At 68.7% G+C, this 17070-nt stretch carries 16 protein-coding genes; 10 read left to right on the top strand and 6 right to left on the bottom strand.

Features of this window, described 5'->3' with window-relative positions:
• Positions 1-18 precede the first annotated feature (18 nt).
• The 3 genes from NK1_RS30770 to NK1_RS30760 form a co-directional block, all read right to left on the bottom strand.
• Positions 19-528 carry a nuclear transport factor 2 family protein gene (locus NK1_RS30770; protein WP_063014417.1) on the bottom strand — a complete coding sequence of 170 codons (510 nt, stop codon included), beginning with the start codon at positions 526-528 and terminating at the stop codon, positions 19-21.
• 145 nt (positions 529-673) lie between these two features.
• Positions 674-1522, bottom strand: coding sequence for a TIGR03619 family F420-dependent LLM class oxidoreductase (locus tag NK1_RS30765; protein WP_063014443.1), 849 nt, complete (start codon positions 1520-1522; stop codon positions 674-676).
• An 8-nt stretch (positions 1523-1530) separates the two neighbouring features.
• On the bottom strand, positions 1531-2334 hold the full coding sequence (locus NK1_RS30760; RefSeq protein WP_063014441.1) for an SDR family NAD(P)-dependent oxidoreductase: 804 nt from the start codon (positions 2332-2334) through the stop codon (positions 1531-1533).
• Positions 2335-2455: 121 nt separating this feature from the next.
• Here NK1_RS30760 and NK1_RS34830 point away from each other — a divergent pair, with 121 nt between their 5' ends.
• The 8 genes from NK1_RS34830 (at position 2456) to NK1_RS30725 (ending at position 10288) form a co-directional block, all read left to right on the top strand.
• Positions 2456-2626: a hypothetical protein gene (locus NK1_RS34830; RefSeq protein ID WP_157104529.1), complete on the top strand. Its 171-nt coding sequence runs from the start codon at positions 2456-2458 to the stop codon at positions 2624-2626.
• A 344-nt stretch (positions 2627-2970) separates the two neighbouring features.
• Positions 2971-4206: an ATP-binding protein gene (locus tag NK1_RS30755; protein ID WP_245660953.1), complete on the top strand. Its 1236-nt coding sequence runs from the start codon at positions 2971-2973 to the stop codon at positions 4204-4206.
• A complete protein-coding gene (locus NK1_RS30750) occupies positions 4203-4610 on the top strand; it encodes a roadblock/LC7 domain-containing protein (RefSeq protein ID WP_036506268.1) in 408 nt (135 codons plus the stop codon). Before NK1_RS30755 ends, NK1_RS30750 begins: the two co-directional genes overlap by 4 nt.
• Positions 4611-4620: 10 nt before the next feature.
• Positions 4621-4986 carry a DUF742 domain-containing protein gene (locus tag NK1_RS30745; protein ID WP_063014415.1) on the top strand — a complete coding sequence of 122 codons (366 nt, stop codon included), beginning with the start codon at positions 4621-4623 and terminating at the stop codon, positions 4984-4986.
• Between the two features lie 49 nt (positions 4987-5035).
• Positions 5036-5614, top strand: coding sequence for a GTP-binding protein (locus NK1_RS30740; protein WP_255420437.1), 579 nt, complete (start codon positions 5036-5038; stop codon positions 5612-5614).
• A complete protein-coding gene (locus NK1_RS30735) occupies positions 5611-6888 on the top strand; it encodes a cytochrome P450 (protein ID WP_063014412.1) in 1278 nt (425 codons plus the stop codon). Before NK1_RS30740 ends, NK1_RS30735 begins: the two co-directional genes overlap by 4 nt.
• Positions 6885-8117: a cytochrome P450 family protein gene (locus tag NK1_RS30730; protein WP_063014410.1), complete on the top strand. Its 1233-nt coding sequence runs from the start codon at positions 6885-6887 to the stop codon at positions 8115-8117. The genes NK1_RS30735 and NK1_RS30730 overlap by 4 nt, the downstream gene beginning before the upstream one ends.
• 107 nt (positions 8118-8224) lie before the next feature.
• Positions 8225-10288: a CocE/NonD family hydrolase gene (locus NK1_RS30725; RefSeq protein WP_063014408.1), complete on the top strand. Its 2064-nt coding sequence runs from the start codon at positions 8225-8227 to the stop codon at positions 10286-10288.
• A gap of 209 nt (positions 10289-10497) precedes the next feature.
• Here NK1_RS30725 and NK1_RS30720 read toward each other — a convergent pair whose 3' ends face one another.
• The gene (locus NK1_RS30720) at positions 10498-12042 is read right to left on the bottom strand and encodes a long-chain-fatty-acid--CoA ligase (protein ID WP_063014406.1); all 1545 of its coding nucleotides are present in this window, start codon (positions 12040-12042) and stop codon (positions 10498-10500) included.
• A 152-nt stretch (positions 12043-12194) separates the two neighbouring features.
• Here NK1_RS30720 and NK1_RS30715 point away from each other — a divergent pair, with 152 nt between their 5' ends.
• A complete protein-coding gene (locus tag NK1_RS30715) occupies positions 12195-13370 on the top strand; it encodes an RsbRD N-terminal domain-containing protein (RefSeq protein WP_063014404.1) in 1176 nt (391 codons plus the stop codon).
• A gap of 203 nt (positions 13371-13573) precedes the next feature.
• Positions 13574-13906: a hypothetical protein gene (locus NK1_RS30710; protein WP_063014403.1), complete on the top strand. Its 333-nt coding sequence runs from the start codon at positions 13574-13576 to the stop codon at positions 13904-13906.
• Positions 13907-13929: 23 nt separating this feature from the next.
• Here NK1_RS30710 and NK1_RS30705 read toward each other — a convergent pair whose 3' ends face one another.
• Positions 13930-14751 (bottom strand): YceI family protein, encoded by an 822-nt coding sequence (locus NK1_RS30705; protein ID WP_036509014.1) that lies wholly within the window; start codon positions 14749-14751, stop codon positions 13930-13932.
• Positions 14748-17070, bottom strand: a 2323-nt coding sequence (locus tag NK1_RS30700; protein ID WP_157104528.1) for an MFS transporter, incomplete at its 5' end; no start/stop codon positions are given. The genes NK1_RS30700 and NK1_RS30705, both read right to left, overlap by 4 nt.

Raw genomic sequence — 17070 nt, 5'->3', positions numbered from 1 at the left:
GAGATAGGTAACCGGTGCTCAGTCGCGAGGATCGGGCGAGGGCCGGTCCCCGCGTCGACGCGCGAAGGTGGACAGGAGTTCGCGCGCTTGTTCACCGCCGTCGAGCAGGCGGCCGGTGCGGCGAGCGATACGCCAGCCGTCGGATTCGCGACGAAGCTCGAGCCGGTGCACACTCGCGCGCAGGACCTGGTAACCGTCCGATTCGCGGTGTACCAGCAGCGATTCGAACACCGCGAGCGCCTCGTCGCCGTCGATATCGATGCGCGCCGGGCCTTGGAAGTGCGCCGACCCCGCCGCGATGAGCGCCTGATGCGCGGACGAGTCCACCATCGCGCGCACCTGGTCACGGCCTCGCATCTGCCAGCCCTCGACGTCGTATTCGCCGTCGGCACACCATAATTCGGCCGTCGCCTCCGCCTGTCCGGCGTCCACGAGCGGTCCGTAGGAGGCGATGATGCGCAGGATCGCCAGCTCGTCCTCGACCCGCCGCAGTCGGCGCAGAATGTCCCTCAGTTCAGTCTCGGCCATCTCGTCCTCCTCCGTACCGGCGCCGGCACTCGCACCGGTTCGAGTCCCGCTCCGACGTTGTGTCACAGAATATTCCGGTCGCCGCAGGCTGCGGGGCGTCCGTCGGCTGATTCGGTGGGCAAGGTCGCGGCGCGGCGAATCAGGCTCATCGGTTCGCGAGTTCGGCCAGTGCCGCGAGCTGATCGCAATAATGTTCGGCCGAGTTCGCGGTGACCGCGCATCCGGCCAGTGTGGCACCCGCATCCGCCAGGGTCGCGAGCCGCCGCGTGACCCGGTCCGGCTCGCCCAGCGGGTCGAGCGGTCCGGTGGGGAGTACGACCTCGAAGCCGGGTGGCGAATCGACCTGCGAGAGCATCGTCTTCAGCTCTGCCATCGGCAATCCGAACGGCATCCATCCGTCGCCGAAGCGGACCGCACGCCGCAGCGAGCGCATGGTTCGCCCGCCGACCCAGATCGGCACGCGAGTCTGCACGCCCGCCGGTTCGACGATCATCTCCGAGAAGCTGTAATGCGTTCCGGCATAGCGCGGTTCGCGCGCACCGAAGGAGGCACGCAGCGCGGCGATCGCATCGTCGGCCCGCTCTCCGCGCCCCTCCCACGACGCGCCCAGCAGCTCGAATTCCGCACGCAGAGAACCCACTCCGACGCCCAGGACGACCCGCCCACCACTGATCCGATCCAGGGTGCCGTAGCGCTTGGCGATCTCGAGCGGGTGGTGATACGGCAGCACCAGCACCGAGGTGGCGAGCCGGATCCGGGTGGTGCGGGCGGCCAGATACGACAGTGTGGCCACCGGATCCCAGTAGGTCGCGCCGCGCGAGGCGGCCACCGCCGCGGGTACCGCGGTGTGCTCACTGCAGGTGAGGTGGTCGAATCCGAGCCGATCGGCGGCCTCGGCGATGCGGGCGAGCTCCTCCATGCCGGCGTCGGCCTCCCACGGCGAATACTGCCCCGGAAACCGCACCACGATCGGCGACGAAAGACCGAGCCGCAACGGCGCGGTCATCGCGGATCCGATTCGGCGCCGATCAATTTCTGCATCCGGCGATGCCCGCTCAGCACGATCGCCGCCCGATCCGGACCGCTGCTGCGCGCGGCCGTCTCGGCATTGCCGCCCGCGACGAACACCGGCCCGTTGGCCAACTGCTCGAGCCCTTCGCGCGCCACATCCGCGGGTTCGGCCACGAGCATTCCGGGAATGTCGAAATTCAACCCCGCCCGTGCCATCGCCGGCGTCCGGGTCACCCCGAGTACCAGATGCAGCACGTCGACGTTGTACTCCCGCAGTTCCAGCCACAAGCTCTCGGCGAAGATCCGCAGATACGCCTTGGACCCGCCGTACACGGTGTGGCGGGCCGAACCGCAGTATCCGGTGAGCGAGCCGAGCAGCACGATGCCGCCCCGGCCCCGCGCACGCATACCGCGCCCGAAATGGTGGACCAGCGCCAGCGGCGCGGTGACGTTCAGCGCGTTCATGGCGGCGAACGCCTCGAGGTCGCCGTCGAGGAATTCGGCGCTGTGGGTGTTGGCCCCCGCGTTGTAGACGAGCAGGCCGACCTCCACATCGGCGGTGGCGGTCGTCACCCGGGCGGCCGCGTCCGGCGCGGTGAGATCCACCGCCAGCGTCCGCACCTGGACACCCCGCGCGGCGACTCGTCCGGCCGTCTCGGCCAGCGGGCCCTCCCGCCGCGCCAGCAGCACGATGTTGATCCCCGCGGCGGCGAGCCGGTCGGCGAACTCCGCGCCGACCCCCTCCGAACCACCCGCGATGACGGCCCACGGCCCGTAGCGGTGCGGATCGATGATGTCGTTCGGTTCTGCGGCCATGCCGGGACGGTAACTGAAACACGTTTCGGTCCGGCGCGCACTCCCGCTCACCGGACACCCGACCCCGCGAAGAAAGGCACTGCTCAGGGTGAAATGAACGATGTTCACTAAATTGCCGAAAGATACTGCGCCGCAACGTTTTCTGTTCGTGATCATGTCGATCGATCGCCCGACGTATTCGCCAGTATTTTCGAACATGCTCGCCGAGCAGCGTTTTCACGAAAACGGACCACTCGGCACCACATTCCTTCATTTCGAAAACTCGCCGTGAAACTTCCATTTCGAAGCCGCCGGACGGCGCGAACACTTCGGGTAGCGCACCCTCGAGGTCGGCGTTATGCTCGTGCGCGAATTTCGAAATCGTCTGGCGGTCCGCATATTCGAGCCAGCCGTGCACAGCGGAAGGTGGGGGAACGTGCCGTCTCCGCACGGGTGGATGTGGATCCGGAAGTATCGATAGTGATCTATTCAGTGAATACACAGCAGTCTCCTTCCGGCGCCCCATCCCGGCCACCGCGACGGCTACCGGCTTTCCTCCTTCCCGCCACGATCTGCGTCCTCACCGGCGCCGTGGCCTGCCTCGCCGTACTCCGATACGCGCCCGATACCGGACGGGTGGCATTCGCCATCGCCGCCGGCGCCACGGGGCTGATCCTCGCCGTGACGTCGGGATGCGCCGCGCACTACCGCGACCAGGCCCTTCGCTATCGCGACGCGAACGACCGGGCCCAGCGTGCCGCCGCCACCTACGTCGCCGAGAGCGAGGCGCGCCTGGCCGCCGCGCACGACACCGCGACCGCGGCGGGGCGGGAGGCGAACGGTAGCGAGAACCGCCGGGTGGCCGCGATGGCGGCGTTCGCCGGCGCGGCCGGGCGCATGCAGGCCATGACCACCTCGATGCTGGCCGAACTGCGCGAGATGGAACATCGGCACGCCGATCCGTCGGTGCTGGCCGATCTGCTGACTCTCGATCATCGCACCGCACAGGCCGGACGCCTGGCCGACAGTATCGCGGTGCTCAGTGGCGCCCGCTCGGGCCGCCGATGGGCGAAACCCATTGCGATGGAATCGATTCTGCGCGGCGCCATGGGTCGCGTCGCGGGGTACCGCCGGGTGCGCCTGCGCGCGGTCGCCGAAATCGCGATCGCCGGTCATGCCGCCGAGGGAGTCATGCACGCGCTGGCCGAGCTGATCGACAACGCGTGCAACTTCTCCCCGCCCACGACCGAAGTCCACGTCTATGCCGCCGAAGTGCCGGCCGGCGTCGTCGTCACCATCGAGGACAGCGGACTCGTGATGAGCGAAACCGCCCTGCGCCGCGCCGAACAGGCGGTCTCGGGCACCGTGGCGGGCCGCGGAGCCGATACCGATCTGTCGTCGCTGACCGGTACCCGGCTCGGGCTCGCGGTGGTCGGCAATCTGGCCCGCAAACACGCGCTGACCGTGTCGTACCGCCCGTCGGCGATCGGCGGCACGGCGGTCGTCGTGGTCGTTCCGCGCGATCTGACCACCCGTCTGGACCGCTCCCCCGGCTCCACCGCGACGATCGAACTGCCGCCCGCGCCGCGATCGGTGACCCCGGCCGCACCCGCGACTCCATTCGGACCGCCCCTGGCCGGCGACCGCGCACCGAATCCGCTCGCACCGAACACGGAACAGCCGGCCGAGCCACTGCCGAAGCGCCGCCGCGGCAGCACTCTCGCCGCCGTGCATCCCGACGGTCTGCGCACCACCGCCGCCGAGAATTCCGCCTATCCGCCGGCGCGCCCCTCGGCCCTGGGCGCCTTCCAGCGTGCGGTCTCGGCCCCGGATTCCCCCTCCCCTTCGATTGCCCTGGAGAACGATCGGTGACCACTTCCGTACCGGCACACCTGGATTGGCTACTCGACCAGCTGCTGGCCCGCACCCCGCACAGCCGGCACGCCCTGCTGCTGTCCAGCGACGGTCTCAAGATCTGCCACACCCCGGAACTGTCGGTGGACAAGGCCGATCAACTGGCCGCGATCGCGGCCGGCATCCAGAGCCTCTCGCACGGCGCCTCGGTCGAATTCGGCGACGGGCGCAGTGGCGTACGGCAGTCGATGACGGAGTTCTACGGCGGCATCCTGTTCATCGTCGAAGCCGGGCTGGGAGCCCACATCGCGGTCGTCGCCGATGCCGAGGCCGACGCCGGGCTGGTCGGCCACAACATGAGCGAACTGGTCGAACAGCTCGGCGAACACCTGTCCGCCGCGCCGCGCGGCCCCCGCCCGTGAGGCGGCCGCGATGACCAGGCCGGGCCGCGACGACACCCCCGACCGGCTCTACACCCTCACCGGCGGGCGCAGCCACCCCGATACCGACGCCTTCGATCTGGTGACGCTCGTGGTGGCCGAATCGGCTCCGGTCCCCGGGATGCAGTCCGAGCAGGTCGCGATCCTCGAGATCTGCCGGGCGCCGACGGCCGTGGTCGAGATCGCCGCCGAACTGCGGCTGCCGGTCGGCATCACGATGGTCCTGCTGGCCGACCTGCTCGACGCCGGCAAGATCACCGTGCGCCACCCGCGTTCCGCCCCTGCCTGGGAGCCGTGGAAAGCCCTGCCCGACACCGAAATACTGGAGAAGGTGCTCGTTGGACTCCGCAACCTCTGATCCGCTCCGCACCGGATTCGGCGACCGTCCCGCCCGGGCCCAGGCCCCGCTGGCCGATACCGTCCGGCACGGGCTCAAGGTCGTCATCGTCGGCGGTTTCGGCGTCGGCAAGACCACCATGGTCCGCGCGGTCAGTGAGATCCGGCCGCTCGACACCGAAGCCACGATGACCTCGCTGGGCATCGGCATCGACGATCCCACCGGCGCACCGGCCAAATCCACCACCACGGTCGCCTTCGACTTCGGCCGCATCACCATCGACGCCGAACACGTCCTGTATCTGTTCGGGGCTCCCGGACAGGAGCGCTTCTGGTTTCTGTGGGACCGGCTGTTCACCGGCGCGCTGGGCGCGATCGTGCTGGTCGACCCGCGCCGGATCACCGATTCCTGGTATGCGATCGACCGGCTCGAACATCAGCAGACGCCGTTCGTGGTGGCGTGCAACATCTTCGGGCCCACGGGCCACGACGACACCCAACTGCGCGCGGCACTGGATCTGGATCCGCACGTGCCGATGGTGGCATGCGATGCGCGCTCGCGGGATTCGGGCAAGCGGGTGCTGATCGCCCTCGTCGAACATCTGCACGCCGCCGGTCTACGGGCCGCCGCCCGGGGATCCGCCCGATGAACGGGCCGCAGCCCGGCCTCACCACCGGCGGTTGCCCGGTGTCGCCCGCCGCTCCGGTTCCGTTGAGCGGACCGCGTTTCCACACCGACCCGCAGGAGTTGTACCGGGAGATGCGCCGCGCCCACGGCCCGGTGGTCTCGGTGGAATTGCCCGGCGGGATTCCGGCCTGGCTGGTGATCGGCTACCGCGAAGTGCACCAAGTCACCAGCGACGGAGAACTGTTCCCGCGCGACGTCGCGTGCTGGAACCAGTGGCCGAACATCCCGGAGGACTGGCCGCTGCTGCCGATGGTCGGCCGTCCGATGCCCTCGATCTATTTCACCGCCGGAGCCGAACATCTGCGGCATCTGGCGATGGTCGAGCCCGCGCTCGAGCAGGTCGACCCGTTCGGATTGCGCAGGGCCTGCGAGGATCTGGCGGATCGGCTGATCGACCACTTCTGCGGGCGCGGCCACGCCGATCTGATCGCGGAATACGCCGAACCGCTGCCGGTACTGGCTTTGGCGTGGGTGATCGGATTCCCCGACGACCAGGGCGCGGATCTGGCCTGGACGATGAAGACGCTGGCCGACGGCGGCGCCGAGGCACAGGCGGCCTACGGCCGGTTCGCCGACCATATGCAGCGACTCGTCGCGATGAAGAAGGCGCGCCCGGGCGATGATCTGACCTCGCGGATGCTGCATTCGCCCCAACGGTTCAGCGACGAGGAATACGCCCTGGACCTGATGGCCGTCACCGCCGCGGGCCAGCTGCCGACCAGCGACTGGCTGGGGAATTCGGTGCGGCTGATGCTCACCGACGACCGTTTCGCCGCCGCGCTCGGCGGCGGCCGGCACAGCATCGGCCAGGCGATGAACGAGGTGCTGTGGGAGGACACCCCCACCCAGATCCTGGCCGGGCGCTGGGCCTCGCGCGACACCCGGCTGGCCGACAAGACCATCCGGCGCGGCGATATGCTGCTGCTCGGCCTCGCCGGTGCGAACGCCGATCCGCATGTGCGCCAGGACCTTTCCGAATCGCTCGCCCCCGCGCACAGCGGCAACAGCGCGCATTTCGCGTTCAGCTACGGCGAATACCGCTGTCCCTTCCCGGCCCAGCAGATCGCGGAGATCATCGCGCGCACCGGGATCGAAGTGCTGCTCGATCGGCTGCCGGATCTCGACCTCGCGGTCGCCGCCACCGAACTGACTCGCCGGCCGTCGCCGTTCCTGCGCGGAATGACGTCGCTGCCGGTCACCTTCACACCCGTTCGTACCGTGGGAGGTACCCCGTGAATGCCAGTTGCCCGCATGCCGCACCGCTCGTGATCGATCCGATGGTCGGCGACCTCGCCGGGGAAACCGCCCGATTACGCGACGCCGGTCAGCTGACCCGCATCGAACTGCTGGGTGTCCCGGCGTGGACCGTCACCGGCCATACCCTGGCCCGGCAGTTGCTCATCGACCCGCGGCTGGTCAAGGACATCAACTCCTGGTCGCTGTGGCGCGACGGCGTGGTCACCCGGCAGTGGCCGCTGATCGGCATGATCGATGTCGGGGTCTCGATGTTCACCGTCGACGGCCCCGAACACCGCCGCCTGCGGATCAAGACCACCCAGGCACTGACCGCGCGCCGCCTCACCGCTCTGCGCCCGTTCATCGAAGCGACGGTCGCCGCACTCCTCGACGATCTCGCCGCCGCCTCCGGCGACGGCACGGTCGACCTGAAATCGGTCTTCGCCTATCCGCTGCCGATGCGCGTGATCAGCGAGCTGATGGGCGTCGACCACGCCGACCATCCGATGCTGCTCGACTGGTACAAGGCGTTCTTCTCCCTGCTCACCCCGCAGGACGAGCGGCTCGCCGTGATCGAGCGGATGGGTGAGTACTTCACCGAGATGGTGCGCGAGAAGGCCGCCGACCCGGCCGACGACCTGACCAGCGCGCTGATCCTCGCCACCGACGGCGGCGAACCGCTCAGCGAGGCCGAGGTGGTCGGCAATCTGCAGGCGCTGGTCGCCGCCGGGCACGAGACCACGGTGTCGCTGATCCTCACCACTGTGCGCGCCCTGCTCACCCATCCGGACCAGTTCGCGCTGGTGCGATCGGGGCAGATCGACTGGGAGACCGCGATCGAGGAGACGCTGCGCTGGGACGGCCCGGTGACACATCTGCTGATGCGGTTCGCGACCGAGGACATCACCGTCGGCGACACCGTCATCGAACGCGGTGAGGGCGTGGTCATGTCGTATCGGGCCATCGGCCGCGACACCACGGTGCACGGCGCCGATGCCGGTGAATTCGACATCACCCGGCCGACGGCCAAGCGGCACATCAGTTTCGGTCACGGCCCGCACATCTGCCCGGGTGCCGCACTCGCGCGGCTGGAAGCCGCGATCGCGCTGCCCGCGCTGTTCGAACGATTCCCGCAGCTGTCCCTGGCCGTACCCGTGGAGGAGATTCACAACCTTCCCGTGCTGACGCAGAACGATGTGGCACAGTTCCCGGTCCGGCTCGGCGACTGAGTTCCGCGCGCGACACCAGGGCCGCGCTACCGGCTTTCCCGGTAGCGCATTGCTATCGTCGATGACCGGCCCAGTCGTGCGCGAAAACTCAACCGAGAAGGGGCGTGATGTTCGGGCAGCTGCGATCGCGCAAACCCGTCGTGCCCGTCCGAACCCTGATTGCCGTTGCGGCAGTGGGGATTTCCGCGACCGCCACCGCGCTCTTCGGCGGCCTACCGCACTCCGGCGCCCCCAGTCTCGCCGGCCGGGAGGATCAGTGGACCGCCGTGCACGACGGTCCGCAGCAATATCCCGACGTCCACGTGGATTCCGATGTGACGATCCGGATGAGCGACGGGGTGCTGTTGAAGGCCGACGTCTACCGGCCGGTCGACGCCTCCGGCGCCGTGGTCGCCCAGCCACTGCCGACCATCGTCAATCTCACGCCCTACACCAAGCTGATGACCGATCTGGTCGGCTCGGCGGTGGAGAATCCGCAACTGCAGCCACTGGTGATGTCGCTGGTGCGGCAGATCAATCTCTCCGGCACCCCGATCAGCAGCTTCGGCGATCTGCTGCACGCGCTCGACGGCGGCACCGTGCCGACCGTCCTCGGCTTGGACCGCAATCTGATCCGCAGCGGCTACACGCTGGTGGTCGCCGATGTGCGCGGCACCGGACAGTCCCAGGGCAATTGGGAGACCCTGGGCGCGCGCGAACAGCTCGATACCCGCGAGGTGATCGATTGGGCTGCGGCACAACCGTTCTCGAACGGCAAGGTGGCGATGAGCGGCGGCTCGTACGCGGCCATCAACCAGCTGCGCGCGGCAGAGGATGCCCCGGCCGCGCTGCGCGCCATCTTCCCGGTGGTCCCCGGCAGCGATCTCATGCGCGATGTGGTGGCGCCGGGCGGCGGCGTCGGCACCACCTTCCTGCCGATGTGGCTCCAGACGGTCAATCAGCTCAAGCTGATCCCCGACGTGAAGTCGATCTTCGACGGAACCTTCGACTGGAAATGGCTCGCCGCCCGGGTGGCGGATCCGGCCACCAATGTCGATCTGCTCGCGCAGGCCCTGCTGACGCCGTCGATGGACGATATGCCGCCCGCCCTGTCGGACGCGCTCGACTCCGGCAGCGATTTCCGCCAAGCCCTCACCGGCCATCCGGAACGAGTCACCGTGCCCACCTTCGTCTACGGCGGCTGGCACGATATCTTCGCCAACAGCGCCACCAAGATCTATCAGGCCATCCCGCTGCCGGCCGGGCGCAAGCAACTCGTGGTCGGCGACACCTATCACGCCAATCCCGGCGCCGGCACCGGCGTACCCGGCGCCCCGCCGCGGCTCGAGGTGCTGCAGCGAGCGTGGTTCGACAAGTGGCTCAAGGACATCGACAACGGTATCGACGGCTACGGCCCCATCGTGCTGAAGGAACAGGGCGGCGGCTGGGTGACACTGCCGCAGTATCCGCAGCCCGGAGCCGACCACCGCCGGATCTACCTGACCGCCGCGCCCAGCGGAACCACCGATTCCGCGGTGCACGACGGCTCGTTGAGCGCCCAGCCGCCGGCCGAGGTCTCCGCACTCACCGTGGCGCCGGGGCTCGCGACCCTCTGCTCGCGGGACGCGGCCCAGGGTTCGGCCGGTTCGGCCGCGATGCTCGACACCTGCGCCAAGGACTCCCGGGTGGCCGAACACGATGCGCTGACCTTCACCAGCGCCCCCGTGTCCGCGCCGACCGCCATCTCCGGGCCGATCGACATCCACCTCGAGACCGTGCAGGACGCCACCGACGGATTCTGGAGCGCCACCGTCAACGACGTCGCACCCGACGGCACCTCCACGGCCCTGACCACCGGCCAGCTCACCGTCTCCATGCGCGCCGTCGACGATGCCCGCAGCTCCCGATCCGCCAACGGCGACTACACCGTTCCGTTCCATCTCCTCACCGCCGCGGCGCGGCAGCCGGTGACGCCCGGCGAACCGGTGGCCCTCGACATCGCGGTGATCCCGACCCAGGCGCGGCTCCAGATCGGACATCGGCTGCGTATCGATCTGTTCGCGGCCAACGCGCCCAAGGCCATGCCGTTCCGTCCGATGCTCAACGATTCGGAACTCAAGCCCCAGCATCTGCGCCTGGATCCGAACGCACCGAGTTACGTCAACCTGCCCACCGATCGGCCGATCGGCTGAAACATCCAGTGGCCGAGTGATTTTCGACCCACGCCCCGGTGCCGGAACCGACCGCGGGTCACGGTCGCGCGTTCGGCGGTCCATAATTACCGCGAGAAGCCGGTGCGCACCGACGTCGCACCGCTCGGCGGGGAGGTGCGGCTGATCTCCGGCGCCGCACATCCCGTCGAAGCGCTACCGCACCTGGCCGGCCCGCTGCGCTGACGCGATCAGTGCACCTGCCGCTCCGCCTCGCCCCAATACTGTTTGCGCAGTTCACGTTTGAGGATCTTGCCGGCGCCGGAGACCGGCAGGGCGTCGACCAGTTCGATGGTGCGCGGCGCCTTGTAGCCGGCGATCAACTGCTTGGCGTGGTCGCGGATCTCCTCGACGGTGACGGTGGTGCCGGCATGGCACACGATCACCGCGTGCACCCGCTCGCCCCACTCCTCGTCCGGGACACCGATCACCGCGCACGCCGCCACCGACGGATGTGCGGAGACCGCGTTCTCCACCTCGGCGGAATACACGTTCTCGCCACCGCTGACGATCATGTCCTTCATCCGGTCGACAATGTAGACATAGCCCTCCTCGTCCATATAACCGCCGTCGCCGGTGTGCATCCAGCCGCCGCGGAGCGCCGCCGCGGTCTCCTCGGGCCGGTTCCAGTACCCGAGCATCACGTGGCCGCCGCGCACCAGGATCTCGCCGACGGTCCCGCGCGGCACCTCGTTGTCCTCGGCATCGGCGATGCGCACCTCGGCGTGCGGAGCCGCGCGGCCCGCCGAACGCAACCGTCCGGCCAGATGGTCGTCGGGACCGAGCAGCGTTGCCACGGGCGACAATTCGGTCATCCCGTAGGCCTGGGCGAAACGCGCCTGCGGGAACGCGCGCATGGCGCGCTCGAGCACGGCCTGCGCGATCGGGGAGGCCCCGTACACGATGCCGCGCACACTGGACAGATCGAACTCGCTCACCCGCGGGTGGTCGACGATCATCTGGATCATCACCGGCACCAGCAGCGTATCCGTAACCTGGTGCTCGGCAATCGCTGTCATCACCGCGACGGGGTCGAAGGCCGGAACCATCACCTGGGCGCCGCCCATCATGATCTGGGTGACACAACCGGCCAGGTCGGCCAGATGGAACATCGGCGCGGCATGCAGATACCGGGCTCCCGGCTGCGCCAGATATCCGGTCGACAAGCTGCCCAGGCCCGAGATCTGCAGCCCGGCATGGCTGAGCACGACGCCCTTGGGGTGCCCGGTGGTGCCGCCGGTATAGAAGATTCCGGCCGGGGCGTCACCACCGCGGCGAGCGTCCTCGACCGGGTCGGCGCCCGCGATCAGTTCCTCGTACGACAGCATGCCGTCGGGCGCGGGACCGTCCCCGCAGTGGATCACGGTGCGCAGCACCGGCGCGGCTGCCCGCAGGGCCGGCACCATCGCGGCGAAGACATCGTCGACCAGCAGGACCGCGGTCCCGGAATCCTCCAGCGAATAGGCGATTTCGGCCGGACTCCAGCGAATGTTGACCGGATTCAGCGCTGCCCCGGCCCACGGCACCGCCAGCACGTACTCCAGATACCGGTCACTGTTGAGCGCCAGAATCGCGACCCGATCGCCCTCACCGACGCCCAGCTGCCGCAACGCCCCGGCGAGCCGCGCCACCCGATCGGCGCCCTCGGCGAAGGTGCGGGTGCGATCCCCGCAGATCGACATGACCCCGTCGGGGTTCTGCTGGACGGCCCGGTGCAGGCCCTGAGTCAGATACATGGTCTCTGCTTTCTGCCTTCGCTTCGCTCATGCGCGTGGAACACCGTTGAGTGTCGTAGGCCACAGGCTGGGCGGCCATGGAGTCCGTGTCGAAGTTCGGGGGCCGCGTTTTGTTGGTTTCTCCAAAGTCGCGTCGTATCCTCGGGCCTGTCATGAGCGAATCGTCCGAGGTCCCGAGTTCCCCGCGGCAGCGCTTGCTGGTGCGGATGCGGGCGGAGCGCGACGCCCTCGCCGCCCGCATCGTCGACCGGGCCCGTGCCGAGATTCCGGACTACCGCACGATCGAGGCGGCCGATCTGCTCCCGACGACGACGGCGATCATGGACCGGTTGTTCGCCTCCCTCGCCGGTACTGCCGATATCGAGCCGCCCGAGGGCGCCCGGATGACCGACTACGGCCGCATCCGCGCCACTCAGGACGTGTCGATGGAAGCGCTGCTGCGAGCTTGGCGCCTGGCCGAACGGCTGCATCTCGAGACCTTGAGCGCGGTCGCGGCCGAATGCGGCGCCGACGACGCGGTGCTGTTCGAGATCACCAGGGACCTGCTGCGCCTGGTCGACGAGGCCGCGACCTCCTTCTCCGACGCCCACCACGAGGTCGAGCGCACCCGGGCCGGCCACGACCGCATCCAGCGCGCGGAATTCACCCGGGCGGTGCTGGCCGGCACGATCTCGGCCACCGAACTGACGCTGGGCATCCAGCGCTACGGCCTGCGCGCCGCCGCCGAATACCGAGCCTTTCGCGCCCGCGCCGACGCCGCGCCGCCGGCCGAATTCGACCGTCTGCTGCGGCCCCAGGGCGCCGACTACGCCTTCCGCACCGTGATCGACGGGGATTACGCCGGATTCACCGATCGCACGATCCACCTCCCGGGTACGGCACTGCTGGCGTTCGGGCCGCCGCGCCCGCTCGCCGAGGCCCCGCGCTCGTTCCGGCTGGCGGGCCGCGCCCTGGCCACCGCAGCCGCTCTCAGCCACACCGGCACCTGCGAATTCGACGGTCTCGGCCTGCTGCCCGGGGTCGCGGCCGATCCCGAACTGGGCGCCGAACTCGCGCGCCGGTATCTCGCGCCGCTGGGCAGCAGCGGCTCCGCGACGACGCTGATCGATACCGTCACCGCATATCTCGACACCGGTATGCGCATCGAGGCAACCGCCCAGCGGCTGATCGTGCATCCGAATACGGTCCGCTATCGCATCGCTCGTTTCGAGGAGCTGACCGGGTGCGATCTGCGCCGGGCCCACACCGGCGCACAGGTGTGGTGGGCGATTCAATACGACCGTCTGGTACGGCCTGGCGCAACGAATTTCGCGTCTGCGAATCAGTGAAGTTTCCCCCGAAATGCCGTGCGGTTGCCACGAAGTGGCTTAGGCTCGGACTGCCTCGATAGCTCGGGGCTTGCAGAGCGGGTCGCCATGCCCACAGCGTCCTGCTGTCGCAATATCAGGTCAGATGGGGGCTGCGTCCCCGACAGCCCCCATCGCCCCTGAACAACACCGTAGTGTGAAACATCGATAAATCGAGGGACAGTATGCGCGGATCCCACGCCCCGTCGCCCGCCGAACGATTGCTGGCCGAGATCTACGAGGCCGGATACACCTCCGTCGATGACTTCATCGATCGGCTACGGTTTCGCCCGCGCCACGCGGCGCCGGAGCCGGCCCGCCACGCCGCGGTGATCGACCCGTTCACCGACACCATCGAGCTGCAACTGGACATTCCCAGTGCGGCGAATTCCCTTGCGGGCATGACGCGTTGGTATCCGGAATTCGACCCCGAGATCGAGGTCGACCCCAGCGCCGACACCACGGAGTTCCCCGCGGTGCAGCGCATCTGGGTCGTCCCGGAACGCCACGCGAGCTGACCGGCCCCCGGCCGGCCCGCCCGCTACATCTGCGGCAGCGAATCTCCCTGCACCAGCTCGATATCCAGCTCGACCTTCACCGTGGTGCCCACCGCGGCGACGCCGGCGCGTACGACGGCGTTGTAGTCGATCGCGAAATCGTTACGGTGCAAATGGGTTTCGGCATGGAAGGCGGCGCGCACCCCGCCCCACGGGTCGGGCCCCGAACCGCCGTAGGTCAGATCCAGCTCCACCGGGCGGCGCTGTCCGTGCAACTCCAATTCACCGGGCATCACCCAGGTATCGGCGCCGGTGCGCCGCAAACCGGTTCCGGTGAAGCCGATCAGCGGATAGCTCTCGACATCGAGGAAGTCGGCCGAGCGCAGATGATCGTCGCGCATCCCGATTCCGGTATCGATGCTGGCCGCCTTGATCTCGGCGAATCCGGTTGTCTGCTCGAAGTTCCGGGCCACGTCCAGCCGGCCGCCCACCTCGGCGAAGCGCGCCTTGATACTCGCGATACCGAGGTGGCGGGCGGTGGCCACGACCGTGGAATGCACCGGGTCGATGGTCCACGGGCCGGGCGCCGGCGTGCCGACGGAGCTCGCCTCCGACTGCAACGCCACCGCACCCAATTGCCCACTGCCGGAAGCGGATATGCGCGCGATCTGTGCCACCGGCTGGTAGCCGGGGGCGGTCACCACCGCGGTGTGCATACCGGCGGGCAGCGGCTCGGTGGCCGCGGCCCCGGTCTCGTCGGCCACCGCCCGGGCGAGCTGGCGACCGGTCAGATCGGTCACGGTCAGCAGCGCACCCGGCACCGGCCAGCCATCGGAATTGCGAACCTGTGCGGTCAAACCGCTCATGACAGCTCCGTGTTCTGATCGACACCACTGGGTTCGACACCATTGTGCCGCACCCCGTTCCGTTCTCCGTTCGTCGCGACACCGTTCGTGCCGGCGACTCCGGTGGGCTCGGCGGCCGGGCGATCGCCCTCGTCACCGTCGTCGTAACCCAGCCGGACATCGTGCTCGACCTCGCCGCCGCCGACGGTGACCCGGCTGGTCACCGGCGGATAACCGCGCGCGACCACCGTGTACTCCCCCTCGCTGAGATCGGTCAGGACGTACTGGCCGTTCTCGTCGGTGCGAGTGGTCCCGATCGGGGTTCCGGAGCGATCCAGCACCGTGACCTCCGCGTCCAGCACCGCACCGCCGTCGGCGAGCACGGTTCCGGTCAGCACCGCCATCGGCGAGAGCTCGATGTCGTGGTACAGCAGGCCACTGTCGGGCACGACAAGCGCGGTCGCGCTCGGGCGCATGTGTTCGGCCACCGCCACCAGGGTGTAGGTCCCCGAGACCACACCGTGGCAGAGGTAGTTGCCGGACGCGTCGGTGACGGCCGCGCCGACCACCTCACCACGCAGATCGGTGAGGGTCACGGTCGCACCGGCGAGCGGCTGTCCGGCGACGGCGGTCCGGACCGTACCCGACAACTCGCCCGAACCCTGCAGGGTCAGATCGAGACGCTGGGTGCGTCCGTCGGCGGTGACATTCACCGCGGCCGGCTGATGACCGTTCGCCGAGACGATCAGCACGTAGTTACCCGCGCCGGGCGGCTCGATCGAATAGCGGCCGCCGCTGTCGCCGGTCGAACGCGAAACCTGATGTCCGCGTTGGTCGATCAGTGTCAGCGCGGCGCCCGCGACCGGTCGGCCGTCGGCCCGCTGCACCTGCCCGCCGATGGCGTGGCCGCTGCCGTGGGAGTTGACGACAGGAGTGTTTGTCATCGCCGAAACCTCCGCAATTCGATGTGATTCGTGCCCATTGGCCGCGGCATGCCGACCCGCCGCCGCGGCGGCGAGAACCGGTTCGGGCTCGGAGAGCGCCTGGGCGGCACCCTCCCATACCTGGTTGTCGGCCCACTCGGCTTCGGCCGCCTCGACCGGATCCTTCGGCGCCGGGGCGGGCGCCGAAGCATCCTGCAGCGGAATCTCTTTCATGAACATCATGACGATGCAGGCCAGCAGGGCCACGCCCGCCGCGGCGTAGAACACGCCGTGCATCGAGTTGGTGAACCCGATCAGGATCGGATCCTTGATCTGCTGCGGGAGCGCGCCGATTCCGGCGGTGTTGGCCTGCAGCTGGTTCAGCTTGCCGGCGTCCAGTCCGGGCGGCAGATGACCGCCGAAGGCGTCGGTGATCTTGTGCGGCAACAGGTTGAACAGAATCGTCAGGAAGACCGCGACCCCCAGCGTGCCGCCGACCTGCCGGAAGAAGGTCGCCGACGCCGTCGACACACCCATATCCGACCGCGGACCGGCATTCTGCGCCGCGATGATCAACGTCTGCATACAGCAGCCCAAGCCCAGACCGACCAGCGCGCCGATCGCGAGCACCTGCCACATCGCGCTGTCGAAGTGCAACTGGGCGTAGAGCAGCGCGCCGACGGTCACCAGGAAGGTGCCGACCACGGGCAGAATCTTGTAGCGGCCGGTGCGCTTGACGACCTGGCCGGAGATCATCGAGCCGATCATGATGCCGAGCACCAGCGGCAGCATCAGCAGACCCGCCTCGGTCGGCGAATAGCCGCGCACGACCTGCAGATACAGCGGCACCATGCTGATCGCGCCGAACATCGCGATACCGACGATGAATCCACCGATCATCACGACCGAGAAGGTGGAATTCTTGAACAGCCGCAGCGGAATCAGGGCGGAGTCCTTCATCAGGTATTCCACACCGATGAACAGCACCAGGCCCACCGCGCCGATGGCGTAGCAGATCACCGAGTTACCGGAACCCCAGCCCCAGGTGCGGCCCTGTTCGGCCACGATCAGCAGCGGCACCACACAGATCGCCAGCGCGATCGCGCCCCACCAGTCGACATTCAGTTTCTGCCGCTGATGCGGGACGTTGAGCACCTTCGCGACCACGGCCAGCGCGATGACACCGATCGGGACGTTCACCAGGAACACCCAGCGCCAGCCGTCGATACCCCACAGCGTGTCGTAATCGGAGAACAGACCGCCGAGCACCGGGCCGAGTACGGTCGAGGTGCCGAACACCATCATGAAATAGCCCTGGTAGCGGGCCCGTTCACGCGGCGGGACGATATCGCCCACGATGGTCATGGCCAGCGACATCAGACCGCCGGCGCCCAGACCCTGGAACGCCCGGAACCCG

It is taken from the genome of Nocardia kruczakiae NBRC 101016 (assembly GCF_001612965.1).
Lineage (GTDB): Bacteria > Actinomycetota > Actinomycetes > Mycobacteriales > Mycobacteriaceae > Nocardia > Nocardia kruczakiae.
This window is presented reverse-complemented; position numbering and strand designations above follow the sequence as displayed.

Bases quoted from the DNA above. Each gene is read 5' to 3' on its own strand.
- NK1_RS30770 (WP_063014417.1), bottom strand. From the start codon at position 528: ATGGCCGAGACTGAACTGAGGGACATTCTGCGCCGACTGCGGCGGGTC.
- NK1_RS34830 (WP_157104529.1), top strand. From the start codon at position 2,456: ATGTTCACTAAATTGCCGAAAGATACTGCGCCGCAACGTTTTCTGTTC.
- NK1_RS30745 (WP_063014415.1), top strand. From the start codon at position 4,621: ATGACCAGGCCGGGCCGCGACGACACCCCCGACCGGCTCTACACCCTC.
- NK1_RS30735 (WP_063014412.1), top strand. From the start codon at position 5,611: ATGAACGGGCCGCAGCCCGGCCTCACCACCGGCGGTTGCCCGGTGTCG.
- NK1_RS30725 (WP_063014408.1), top strand. From the start codon at position 8,225: ATGTTCGGGCAGCTGCGATCGCGCAAACCCGTCGTGCCCGTCCGAACC.
- NK1_RS30720 (WP_063014406.1), bottom strand. From the start codon at position 12,042: ATGTATCTGACTCAGGGCCTGCACCGGGCCGTCCAGCAGAACCCCGAC.
- NK1_RS30715 (WP_063014404.1), top strand. From the start codon at position 12,195: ATGAGCGAATCGTCCGAGGTCCCGAGTTCCCCGCGGCAGCGCTTGCTG.
- NK1_RS30710 (WP_063014403.1), top strand. From the start codon at position 13,574: ATGCGCGGATCCCACGCCCCGTCGCCCGCCGAACGATTGCTGGCCGAG.
- NK1_RS30705 (WP_036509014.1), bottom strand. From the start codon at position 14,751: ATGAGCGGTTTGACCGCACAGGTTCGCAATTCCGATGGCTGGCCGGTG.